The organism is Psychrobacter sp. YGAH215, from assembly GCF_007280595.1.
GTDB lineage: Bacteria > Pseudomonadota > Gammaproteobacteria > Pseudomonadales > Moraxellaceae > Psychrobacter > Psychrobacter faecalis.
Genome location: NZ_VKLR01000024.1, coordinates 35,979 through 47,528, shown reverse-complemented (window position 1 = coordinate 47,528; position 11,550 = coordinate 35,979). Strand labels below are relative to the sequence as shown.

Annotated in this window: 10 protein-coding genes; 6 read left to right on the top strand and 4 right to left on the bottom strand. The window is 44.3% G+C overall.

The window, feature by feature from the left end:
* The 3 genes from FOR85_RS10330 to FOR85_RS10320 form a co-directional block, all read left to right on the top strand.
* A partial coding sequence (locus FOR85_RS10330; RefSeq protein ID WP_144297868.1) for a transposase occupies positions 1 to 276 on the top strand: 276 nt, incomplete at its 5' end.
* A 2-nt stretch (positions 277 to 278) separates the two neighbouring features.
* Positions 279 to 1,082 (top strand): outer membrane protein transport protein, encoded by an 804-nt coding sequence (locus FOR85_RS10325; RefSeq protein ID WP_144297867.1) that lies wholly within the window; start codon positions 279 to 281, stop codon positions 1,080 to 1,082.
* A gap of 344 nt (positions 1,083 to 1,426) precedes the next feature.
* A complete protein-coding gene (locus tag FOR85_RS10320) occupies positions 1,427 to 2,530 on the top strand; it encodes an alkene reductase (RefSeq protein ID WP_144297866.1) in 1,104 nt (367 codons plus the stop codon).
* 114 nt (positions 2,531 to 2,644) lie between these two features.
* Here FOR85_RS10320 and FOR85_RS10315 read toward each other — a convergent pair whose 3' ends face one another.
* Together FOR85_RS10315 and FOR85_RS10310 are read right to left on the bottom strand one after the other, a co-directional pair.
* On the bottom strand, positions 2,645 to 3,640 hold the full coding sequence (locus FOR85_RS10315; protein WP_144297865.1) for a pirin family protein: 996 nt from the start codon (positions 3,638 to 3,640) through the stop codon (positions 2,645 to 2,647).
* 201 nt (positions 3,641 to 3,841) lie between these two features.
* Positions 3,842 to 5,143, bottom strand: a complete 1,302-nt coding sequence (locus FOR85_RS10310) for an NAD(P)/FAD-dependent oxidoreductase (protein ID WP_144297864.1) — start codon at positions 5,141 to 5,143, stop codon at positions 3,842 to 3,844.
* Positions 5,144 to 5,541: 398 nt separating this feature from the next.
* Between FOR85_RS10310 and acs the strand changes: the two genes are divergently transcribed.
* The 3 genes from acs to pgsA all read left to right on the top strand — a co-directional run bounded on the left by acs (position 5,542) and on the right by pgsA (position 10,055).
* Entirely contained in the window at positions 5,542 to 7,503 is a 1,962-nt protein-coding gene (acs, locus tag FOR85_RS10305) for an acetate--CoA ligase (RefSeq protein ID WP_144297863.1), read from the top strand.
* A gap of 159 nt (positions 7,504 to 7,662) precedes the next feature.
* Positions 7,663 to 8,832 carry an NAD(P)/FAD-dependent oxidoreductase gene (locus FOR85_RS10300; RefSeq protein ID WP_144297862.1) on the top strand — a complete coding sequence of 390 codons (1,170 nt, stop codon included), beginning with the start codon at positions 7,663 to 7,665 and terminating at the stop codon, positions 8,830 to 8,832.
* Between the two features lie 536 nt (positions 8,833 to 9,368).
* On the top strand, positions 9,369 to 10,055 hold the full coding sequence (gene pgsA, locus FOR85_RS10295; protein WP_144297861.1) for a CDP-diacylglycerol--glycerol-3-phosphate 3-phosphatidyltransferase: 687 nt from the start codon (positions 9,369 to 9,371) through the stop codon (positions 10,053 to 10,055).
* Positions 10,056 to 10,191: 136 nt separating this feature from the next.
* On the opposite strand, the gene FOR85_RS10290 is transcribed toward pgsA, so the two are convergent.
* Together FOR85_RS10290 and FOR85_RS10285 are read right to left on the bottom strand one after the other, a co-directional pair.
* Positions 10,192 to 10,686: a pyridoxamine 5'-phosphate oxidase family protein gene (locus FOR85_RS10290; RefSeq protein ID WP_144297860.1), complete on the bottom strand. Its 495-nt coding sequence runs from the start codon at positions 10,684 to 10,686 to the stop codon at positions 10,192 to 10,194.
* Positions 10,687 to 11,042: 356 nt separating this feature from the next.
* Positions 11,043 to 11,537: a pyridoxamine 5'-phosphate oxidase family protein gene (locus FOR85_RS10285; RefSeq protein WP_144297859.1), complete on the bottom strand. Its 495-nt coding sequence runs from the start codon at positions 11,535 to 11,537 to the stop codon at positions 11,043 to 11,045.
* Positions 11,538 to 11,550: the final 13 nt, after the last annotated feature.

The window sequence follows — 11,550 nt, the reverse complement described above, 5'->3', positions numbered from 1 at the left end:
GCTCAAGGCGTGGATTTACAAACGCCACTCAGAGCCAACATGAAAGAGGATAGACCCAAACCTGTGGTAAGGCGGCTGATGAAAGCCCGCCGTATCGTTGAAACAGTCATTGGTCAGTTATCAGAACGATTTAATATACAAAGGGTACGAGCAAGAGATTTATGGCATTTGTCTCATCGATTGATTCGTAAGATTCTTTCACACAATCTATGCTTTGTACTCAACAAAAAACTTGGTAATCCGCCTCTTCAGTTTGATTTGCTTATTTCAAGTTGAGAGTGGGGTTAGATAAGCAAAATAACGGTACGATTACGTCAGATGAGTCAGCTACTTTAGATATGGTCAATGGCTTGGCGAGCACGGTAGCTGAAGCGCCGACCTATTATACGTTAGATTTTGAAAACGAAAATACGCTAGTGCCGGTTATCGGTATGGCGTATGAAAAGCCGGAGATCGCCTTGCGTGCCGCATTAACCTATCGCGCCCCTGCTAAATATCTGGTATCTAGAGTAGAAAACCTGCAAGTTATTTTGCCGCCTGTCGCTGGTGGTGATGGGGTAACACCGGGACCAGCGACTGATGAAGTTGCCTTACCGCTAGCGGGCAAGACCGAAGTGAAAATGCCGCAGTCGGTCAATTTCGATTTCCAAACCGGTCTGAGTGAAAAGTATGAGTTGCTGGGTATGGTTAATGCCCGCTGGGTAGATTGGAGTAACTTTAATGTTGCCCCGCCTTTAGCGACATTATCGACACAAGAGCCTTTAGCCGCCTATAAAAAAGATGGTTATGCGGTTGAAGTGGCATTAGGTAAGCAGTTTAATCCAAAAGCTTCAGGCGAAGTACGTGTCGGCTATGACCACGGTACTGGCGCACCGCTCAGTCTATTAGGACCTTATGACTCTATCAAAAGCTTGGGGTTAAGCGCGCAATACAAACTGACCGAGCAGCTTAGTGTCTCTGCGGGCGGTCAATATATGTGGTTTGAAGGCGGTCCAGTCGATACTAAGGTTGATGGTCGGGTAGCCAATATTGACGATGGAACTGGCTACGCACTTGGCATGAAATTGGGTTATCATTTTTAAAAATTGACTGAGATTGTTTGTTAAAAATAACTCATATTAGTGCTGATAGAAAATAGAAAAAATCACTAACTTAAAAGTAGGTGCTTTTTTTATTACTAAATTTTAGCAAAAATTAATGATTCTATTAGCTTAACACCCTTATAAGGTCACATAAATAATAGCGTTTAAAAGGTTGGAAATACACTTGCGTAGGTGTTTTTGTTTGTAAGTATTACTTGGAATCGCGGTATCTACCCTTATAAAGAACTCGGCTGATAAATGGCTGTCTTAACAACTAGCATGGCTATTTATCAAAGCTCAATAACTCTTATAAATCTATTTTATAACAACAAACAAGGCTCCTCATGGCACACGATACCTTATTCGAACCCGTAAAAATGGGTACCCAAACTCTAAAAAATCGCATCTTTATGGCTCCCTTAACCCGCTTACGCGCGGTCGAGCCGGGCGATGTTCCTACGGCACTAGCCAGTGAATATTACGCACAGCGTAGTGGTGCAGGATTGGTCATTACCGAAGCAACGCAAGTGTCTTTTCAGGCAAAAGGCTATGCTGGCGCGCCCGGTATTCATACCGAAGATCAGACGACGGCGTGGAAAACCATCGTTGATAATGTCCATGCCAAAGGCGGCAAGATTGTCGTGCAGCTATGGCACACCGGTTTGGTCTCACATGAAAGCGTCCAGCCGGAAGGCAAAGCGCCTATTTCGGCGTCTGATGTTCATGTGGGCGTGCGCACGACATTGCGTGACAGTAATAATCAACCCATTCGCGTTGAATCTACGACCCCGCGTCCAGCCACGCTTGAGGAAGTAAAGCAAGTTATCGCTGACTTTGGGCTTGCGACTAAGAACGCTAAAGAAGCAGGATTTGATGGCGTAGAAATTCATGGCGCGCATGGTTATCTGTTGCATCAGTTTTGGGTTGAGCAAACCAACCAACGTGATGATGAATATGGCGGTAGCCGCGAAAACCGTGCGCGTTTGACCCTTGATGTTATCGATGCTTGTGTCGCTGCATGGGACGCTGACCATGTTGGTATTCGCATCTCGCCGCTTGGTACTTTTAATAATGTCGAAGCAGGCTACCATGAAGACGAAAATATCTGGCTTATTGAGCAAATTAATAAGCGTGGGTTGATGTATTTGCACCTATCTGAGCCTGATTGGGCAGGTGGTACGCCTTATAGCACAGAATTCCGTCAGCGCGTTCGTGATGCGTTTGGGCAAATGATTATTGCTGCGGGTGGTTATACCCCTGAAAAAGCCGAGCAGAATATTAAGGATGGCTATATCGATGCCGTTGCTTTTGGCCGTGATTATATTGCCAATCCTGACTTAGCTGAGCGTATCCGCCAAGGTGCGCCGCTTAATGAGCAACATCCGCAAAGCTTTTATGGCGGCGGTACAGAAGGCTATACCGATTATCCTTTTTTAAAACAAGCTTAAATATTATCGGATAGCCATTTTAAATTGGCTTTATCGATTAAAATAAAGTGATAATGAATAAAAAGCCACCTTGCTAACAATAGTAAGGTGGCTTTTTTAATAGATGAAGTTTAGCTATTTAACAAAATTACCCGTTTGGTAATCACGAAACGTTTGTTTTAACTCCGCTTGGGTATTCATGACAAACGGACCATAGCCTACCACTGGCTCACCGATAGGCTCACCGCTTAATAGTAGCAGTTTAACTATGCTTGACGATGGCTTATCACCAGAAAGCTTATCATCAGCTAGCTTGGGGTACGTTAGCTTAATGCTATCGCTTACCTGCGTTGCTGATTGTCCATTGTCGAAATCAATAATAGCGATATCAGTAACAGTCGGCGCTGTAAACTGAATCAGACTGCCTGCGCTTACTGACTTATCATTAACCAGTAGCGTGCCTTCTTGTACCAATATCATGATGTTATGATTGTTTGGCACTTGCAGCATCGTTGAGCCAGTGCTATGCAAGGCAATATCCCACATATTGATAGGCGTAAAGGTACTTGCTGCGCCTGTCGTATTTTGCCATTTGCCTGCAATAATCCTCGCTTGACCAATAGCATGTCCATTTTCAATATTGCTTAAGTCAACGATAGGCAAATCAGCGCGTTTTAGCGTTTGATATTTGGGCGCGGTCAGCTTATGGGCGCTTGGCAAATTGACCCATAATTGCACCATACTAAAAAGTCCACCACGGCGACTAAAGTCGGGCGAGTGGAATTCTTCGTGCATAATGCCTCGCCCTGCGGTCATCCATTGCACATCGCCTTCTTTGATGATGCCACAACCACCAGCCGAATCGGCATGGCTAATCTCTCCCGCGTAGGCAATCGTTACCGTTTCAAAACCCTTATGCGGATGCTGCCCGATACCGTGCGGCTCCTTCTCATGGTTTGGATTTGGCGCAAAGGTGGTCGGCTGACCATAGTCTAATAATAAAAACGGATCGGTATGCTGATAATTAAAATCAGCTTCGTTATCTAAATGATTAAACAAAGTTTTGATATAAAAACCATCGCCGACCCAATGCGGTGCTTTATTATTATGAATATGTTTGATGGCGCGCATTGCTTACCTCGTCAGCCTAACTGTATTAAAGAATATTTATTTATTTCACTGCCATTCTTTAATAGAAATGAAATGCCTACTCTTAAGTAATTCTAAATCTGTATGGGTTTATATGGTGGTTAAATTCAAAATAGTCAAATATTTAGTGTTTTTAAATTTGTATCACTGGCTTTTAAATTAAAGAGTATGTATGACTTAACATCAAACCACTTCGCCGCAAACAAAACCACTGGCCCACGCCCATTGAAAGTTATAGCCGCCAAGCCAACCGGTGACATCGAGCACTTCACCGATGAAATATAGCCCGTCTTGATATTTGCTTTGCATGGTCTTTGACGAGACTTCATCGGTTGTGATGCCGCCGCGTGTGACTTCAGCGGTTCGATAGCCTTCAGTGCCAGACGGTTTTAGCTGCCAGCCGTTCAGCGTTGCTCCAAGCTCTATCAAGCGCTCATCTTTAATATTGGCAAGCTCGGTATCTTTTATATCGTCCCACAAATGCGTTTGTAGCGCTGCCAGCAGTTTTTTCGGCAAAGCATTGTTGGTATTGTCTGACAAGACCGTGCGGATAAGCTGGCGTGGGTGCGTTTTTTTATGAGCAAGTAAAAGCGCCGTCATATCTATTTCGGGTAGCAAATTGATAGTAATGGTTTCGCCAACATGCCAATAATTGGACAGTTGCAGCATAGCTGGGCCCGACAGGCCACGGTGAGTAAAGAGCAGCGGTAGCTTAAAGGAGATGCGCTCATTACTGGCAATCACCGGCAGACTGATACCGGCAAGCGTGCGAATCAGCTCACCCGTTTTATCGGTAAAGGTAAATGGCACAAGGCTGGCATCAGTTGCGACTAACGTATGACCAAACTGCTGCGCCAGCTCGTAACCAAAGCCGCTCGCACCTAAGGTCGGAATCGATAAGCCGCCCGTTGCTACCACAAGCGATTCGCAGTTATAACTGGTTTGCGGCAGCTTACTTTGATTGCCGTTATCTTTTCTCTCTTGTTTTTCTTTTTTACTCAGACTTTTGCTGGTAATTAATTCAAAGAGAGATTTCTTATTATTCTCATCAGTTTTTACTTGTTCAATGTAGGTATTGAGCTTGACTTGCACGCCCACGGCAGCGCATTCATCAAGGAGCATGGTTAAAATATCTTGTGCCGAATCATCACAAAATAGCTGCCCATGCTCGCGCTCATGGTAAGGGATTTTATGCTGCTCAACCATAGCAATGAATTCCCAACTCGGATAACGGCTCAGCGCAGATTTACAAAAATGGGCATTACTACCGATAAAATGCTCAGGCTCGACGAAGTAATTGGTAAAGTTGCAGCGCCCGCCACCTGACATGAGGATTTTTTTACCGGCTTTATTGGCGTGGTCGAGCACCAAGACGCGGCGACCACGGCGACCCGCGGTGAGCGCACAATATAACCCCGACGCGCCAGCGCCGATGACGATGACATCGTAGTGATTGTGTGCTGCTGCATTGCGCGGATTTTCCATGATGATAGGTTCCAAAAAGCGCTAAGCTTTAAAAAATAGAAATAAAAAAATCGTAAAATTAAAAAGTAGCTGAGTGGACGTTTTAATCATAAAGGGTAGCTATTGTCCATGTTTTATAGCAGGTTACAAGGATTAAATATTTTTGCCCAGTCAACTTATAAAAGTTGCTACCCCTGATTAAGTATACAGCTGTGCAGCGAAATTGTTGTGTTTTGCGCTCGACGTCTTGCAACGACGCTGCTTATTTGTCAAACTAACTTAAGTGTCAGACATTATGGAAGATGACTCTTATCACTTGTATAGGCCACCGTTTGCCGTTCATATTTAACGCAAGCCGTTTAATGATAGTCGCAACGACAGCTGCTACAAGTCAGAATAATTAAAAAAGGATGACTACGATGACTCAAAAATCATTTCCTATCACGGCTGAGTTTGTCGCCGCTGCCAATACTAGCGCTGAGCAGTACACCAAAGAATACCAACAATCTATCGCGTCACCTGAGGCGAACGATGCCTTTTGGGCCAAGCGTGCCGAGCTGATTGATTGGATAAAAAAACCCACCAAAATCAGCGATGTCAGTTATGACTTAGAAGATTTTCATATCAAATGGTATGAGGATGGTGAGCTTAATATTTCAGTCAACTGCCTTGATCGACACGTCAAAAATCACCCTTATAAGCCTGCTATTATTTGGGAAGGTGATCATCCATCGCTACACAAAATCATCTCATTTAAAGAGCTGCACGAAGCGGTGTGTCGTCTCGGGAATGCCATGCGCAAACTTGGGGTCAAAAAAGGCGATCGCGTCACTTTATATATGCCAATGATACCAGAAGCGATGGTTGCCATGCTGGCGTGTACGCGCATCGGGGCGGTACATTCGGTGGTATTTGGCGGTTTTTCTGCCGAGAGTTTGGGCAATCGCATTATCGACAGCCAATCAAAATTGGTCATTACCGCCGACGAAGGTATTCGCGGTAATAAACGCACACCGCTCAAAGCCAATGTCGACCGTGCGTTAGACATGGATGGCACGGAAAGCGTGACCAATGTCGTGGTCGTCCATCGTACGGGTAATTCTGTGCCGATGAGCGGTCGGCGCGATGTTTGGTATCACAGTTTGGTCGATGGCGAATCAAAGCATTGCGAGCCTGAAGTCATGAATGCCGAGGATCCGCTGTTTTTATTATATACCTCAGGCTCTACCGGCAAGCCAAAAGGCGTGCTGCATACCACTGGCGGTTATATCACTTATGCGCTTTCTACGTTTCGCGATGTGTTTGATATCAAAGAAGATGATGTCTACTGGTGTACGGCCGATGTCGGCTGGGTGACCGGTCATACTTATGCCACTTATGCACCGCTTGCTAATGGGACGACGACGGTCATGTTCGAAGGTGTGCCAGAGTATCCGACGTGGGCGCGTATCGGTCATATTATTGATAAACACCAAATCACGGTTTTATATACAGCACCGACCGCCATCCGTGCGATGATGAAAGAAGGCGATACCTTTGTCCGTGAATCTGACCGTTCAAGTTTGCGCTTGCTTGGCTCCGTTGGTGAGCCAATCAATCCAGAAGCGTGGGATTGGTATTACAATGTCGTTGGCGGCGGTAAATGTCCGATTGTCGATACGTGGTGGCAGACAGAAACCGGCGGTATCTTACTGGCGCCAATACCGGGTACTGTCGATATGAAACCGGGTGCGGCGATGAATCCGCTATATGGCATCGAGCCGGTCGTCGTCGATGCTGATGGTCATGTCTTAGAAGGTGCGGCAGAAGGTAACCTTGCGATTAGTGGCGGCTGGCCGGGGCAGATGCGTACTATTTATAACGATCACGAGCGCTTTTTAAAAACCTATTTCACAGAATATCCGGGCTATTACTTCACAGGTGATGGTGCGCAGCGTGACGAAGATGGGCACTACTGGATTACCGGACGCGTGGATGATGTGCTCAATGTTGCCGGGCATCGGCTAGGCACCGCAGAGATTGAAAGCGCGGTGGTTGCGCACCCAGCAACGGCTGAAGCAGCGATTGTCGGTATGCCGCATGACATTCGCGGGATGGGGGTTTGTGCCTTTATCATTCTAAAATCGGGCGAAACCGCAACGGATGCTTTAAAATCTGAGCTCAATCGCCATGTGCGCGCGGAAATTGGCCCGATTGCTAACTTGGATGCTATTTATATGGTGGATGTCTTACCCAAAACGCGCTCTGGTAAAATCATGCGCCGTATCCTGCGAAATCTTGCCGCAGGGCAATATGTTGGTCTGGGCGATTTATCGACCCTTGCCGATAGCGCTGTCATCAATGAGCTGATTGACGTGGTCAAAGCGGAACGCGGAGAGTAAAGAGTATAGTTGGATATGTATTAAAATAATTTTTCCCTTCTTTAAAAGCCATACTATCGTAAATAGTATGGCTTTTTTACCTAGAGGTTATTGCTATTAGGGCGCTTTAAAGCTTCAATGACTTTTGTTTTTCTCTACATTTAAAGGTTTACCGTCATTATGCCGAACTCTTCTTTGCAGCCTACGCCGATATCAGCGCCAAAAATTGCCATTATCGGTGCTGGCTTAACGGGACTATTTACAGCCACCTTATTAGAACGCGCTTTTAGCCAAATGAATGAGCAGAAAATTAATGACAAATCCTCAATACCAGAAATCACTATTTTTGAGAAATCACGCAGCGTCGGGCGTCTAGCAACACGTTACCGCAGCGATAGCCTTACTGATAAAAACTGGCAATGGGCATTTGGAGCGCAGTTTTTTACCGCCAAGAGCGCAAGCTTTCAACAATTTATTGAGCCGTGGTTGCAGACAGGTTTGCTACAGCCATGGTGCGCGCAAGTAGTGAGCTTAACGCCAATGTCGGCAAATAATCAGAAACCCGATATTCACCTCAAAGAGCAATGGGGGAGTACGCAAGCGCGTTATATCAGCACGCCAAAGATGACCAGTTGGGGACGAGCATTGGCTGATGAATTGCAGCATAGCACCATTAAGTTTAATACCCGCGTCGCGCCATTAGCTGGGTATAAGCAAACTCTCGCTAATAAGATTAGTAATAAAACTGAGCTGTTCGATGAAAATGGCAACAGTCTTGGTCATTTTGATTGGGTGATTTGTACGGTGCCAAATGGTCAAGCCGTCGAGCTGATGGCAGATAGCGGTTTTAGTGAATACGTAAAAATCACTGAGCCAACAATGCAGGCGTGCTATAGCTTAATGCTTGGTTGGAATGAGAACCAACCATTACCTGAGGCGCTAAGCCGTTTGGACACGGCGTGGGATGTGGCTTATGTACAGGATTCTATCATTGATAGAATATTTATCGAACATTATAAGCCTGAGCATCATGCACTATTACCCAGCATGACCATTCATGCGCGCAACGACTGGTCAGAGCAGCACGTCGATGACGATATTGATACCATAAAAGCGCAGTTACTAGCAGCCGCCAAGCGAGCATTAAATTGGAATACAGAGAGCGCGCCAAGCCAAGTTGATTGTCACCGTTGGCGTTACGCCGCGACCGTAACCGCTTCTCATAAAGAGCAGTTAGGAGTATTGGTTGATGATGAGCGGCAATGGATTGTCAGCGGCGATTGGTGCGGACAAGGTAATATAGAAAGCTGCTATCAAATTGCAGCGCAGACTGTTGCAGTGATTGTTTAAATTCAATATTCAAAGCATTGCAACTGCGATGGATATACGAAATAAGCTGATTGCTTAAAACATCATTTTATTAAGACTATATAAATCATTAACTTACAGGCAAAAAAAGAGCCCACGAAGGAGGTGTCGTGGGCTGAGGAAACTTATCATGCGACCGAGCTACTACTGATTCGCGAGCCACAAGTAAATTGATCAAGGTTTATTATTGTTAATATAAAGATGATGACGAAATCTATGATTTCAAGAAATTCTCACATCTGCTTACAATTTCCAGTGTACAACTGTATTTATTACACAGTCATCATAACTGAAATTGGCCGATTTACCTAGCTTGCTTACATGTCATTACGTTTTGGTTTATTATCCGCCGATTATTGGCTAAAAATATTCATAACAAACATTTTGCTAAGGATTTTTTGCTCAAAAACACTTGCAATTGAGTAAAGCCAAAACCAACCGGCACAGAAGCATGACGACATGGCTGAAAAATGCTAAGCTAGCCACATTCTTATCGCTCACTATAAACTGGGTTTGTCATGACCGAGAGTACACCGCTGCACACACCAGAACAAAAACCGCTACCAACGCCAAACGACAGAAGTATCTTTAACCTACCCAACAATCTTACGATTGCGCGTATTTTAATGATTCCGCTGTTTGTGGCGATTGCTTATTGGCCACCCGCCATGGGAATTGGCATGCCAGCGATTTCGGACAATGTCATCGCGCGGGTAGGTATGAGCGAATTTAGCGACAGTTTGCTGCGTCATTTGCTGTTGACCGGTGTGTTTATTATCGCCGCGGTGACCGATTGGCTCGATGGTTATTTTGCTCGTAAGCTTAACGTGGTCTCTGCTTTTGGGCGCTTCTTAGACCCAGTCGCTGATAAGCTCATGGTCGCAGCCGCACTGATTATCTTGGTGCAATGGCATCCCAATATCATTATGGCGATTGCGGCGATTGTGATTATCTCGCGTGAAATTGCCGTCTCGGCGCTACGAGAATGGATGGCGGAGCTTGGCAATCGCACCAGTGTCGCCGTTTCTTATGTTGGTAAACTCAAAACCACTTTTCAGATGATCGCCATCACTGTGTTATTGTTAAATTGGCAATCGCTTGAAATGATAGGGTATGTCTTGATGGTGGCGGCGGTAATTTTAACCTTATGGTCGATGATGATTTACTTAAGAGCGGCTTGGCCGTATTTAAAACAAAGCGGTTAGTATATAGAATAAATGCTATCAGTCCTTAAGTTTACATGCTTAAGTTTAAACCGCTCATAAACAAAAACGCCAGTCATGATAAGTGACTGGCGTTTTTTATTTATCATAGTTTTAACTGTATTTAATGATCAAATAATTACAACTCAATAGAGAAATTTTCCCCTAAGCTTTTTTCAATCGCTGTATCGGTAACTGCCGCCGCCGTCATTTTGACCGCGCTGGTAATGGCATTACCATTTGCCCAGTATTCCGCCCCATGCGGCACCACTTTAATCAGCTGTACCCTTGGATCTTCTTTGCCTTGCACAAAATAGGCGTTATACATAACCGACCATAGTTCATCGAGTTTTTCCGCATCCTCAACCAATTCAGCGGTACCAGAAATAGACAAATACTTATCGTCACCTTTCGAGGTATAAGCCAAATTTACTTCTGCATTTTGCTTAATGTTATCGACAGTTTCAGATGGCGTGTGTCCAATAAACCAAATCTCTTTGGCGCCAATGCTGGTTTCGGTGGTGTTCATTGGGCAAGAGTGCAAATGGTCTTCGCCATTGCGCGTGGTCATCATGGTGTATTTAATGTCTTTTACCATCGCTTGGATGGTGTCCATTTGCGCTTGTTTACTCATAATAGTTATCTTTTACTATTGAAATAGGCAGTTTGAGTTTTAAGTTTAAAAGCTTGGGTTTAAAAGCTATCGGCAGATAATTGATGAATGATTAATAACTCTTAGCCGATGACTCGTTATGTGTGCAATCAGTTATTAATATAATAAAGTTGCTTAATAAAACGATATAGCTGCTCTGTAATACGCTGTGACGCTTTGTAAGCTTTAATGTGTTGAAAATAACGAGCAAGGTTGTAAACATATTGGCAAAATTAAAAACAAAAAACGCCAGTAAATAAAAATTTACTGGCGTTCAAATAGATGTCTTGTTTTTTATTTTTTTATTATTAAGACAGCAAAACTTACAGAAAGCGAGGTTATAGAGAGACGGAGAAAGTCTCACCTAAATCTTCAGCAGTTTTACCTTCTTGTACCGCTGCGGTTGCCATTTTAAACATATTGACCACTGAGCTACCGCTAATCCAGCATTCAGCGCCATGTGGTACCACTTTAATCAACTGGACGTTTCCATCTTCTTTACCTTCGGCAAAAAAGGCGTTATAAACAGGTGACCATAGCTCATCTAACTTATCTTTATCGTTCGATAATTCAGCGTTACCACTGATAGAGACATAGTTCTTTTCATCTTGAGTAGCGTACGTTAATCCAATTCTTGCATCGTTTTGAATGTCTTTGACGACGTCTGAGGTTTTATCACCGATAAACCAAATTTCTTTGGCAGCGACATCCGCTTTATTAGTGGTCATCGGCCAAGCATGAATGTCACCTTTTTTATTGGTGGTACTCATCATGGCAAATTTTACGTCTTTGATGATTTCTTGGATTTTGGCGATATGCTCTTGGTTACTCATTAGGTTTATCCTT

Excerpts from the sequence above, each read along its gene's own strand:
- FOR85_RS10290 (WP_144297860.1), bottom strand. The coding sequence starts at position 10,686 with ATGAGTAAACAAGCGCAAATGGACACCATCCAAGCGATGGTAAAAGAC.
- FOR85_RS10320 (WP_144297866.1), top strand. The coding sequence starts at position 1,427 with ATGGCACACGATACCTTATTCGAACCCGTAAAAATGGGTACCCAAACT.
- FOR85_RS10310 (WP_144297864.1), bottom strand. The coding sequence starts at position 5,143 with ATGGAAAATCCGCGCAATGCAGCAGCACACAATCACTACGATGTCATC.
- FOR85_RS10300 (WP_144297862.1), top strand. The coding sequence starts at position 7,663 with ATGCCGAACTCTTCTTTGCAGCCTACGCCGATATCAGCGCCAAAAATT.
- acs (WP_144297863.1), top strand. The coding sequence starts at position 5,542 with ATGACTCAAAAATCATTTCCTATCACGGCTGAGTTTGTCGCCGCTGCC.
- FOR85_RS10315 (WP_144297865.1), bottom strand. The coding sequence starts at position 3,640 with ATGCGCGCCATCAAACATATTCATAATAATAAAGCACCGCATTGGGTC.
- pgsA (WP_144297861.1), top strand. The coding sequence starts at position 9,369 with ATGACCGAGAGTACACCGCTGCACACACCAGAACAAAAACCGCTACCA.
- FOR85_RS10285 (WP_144297859.1), bottom strand. The coding sequence starts at position 11,537 with ATGAGTAACCAAGAGCATATCGCCAAAATCCAAGAAATCATCAAAGAC.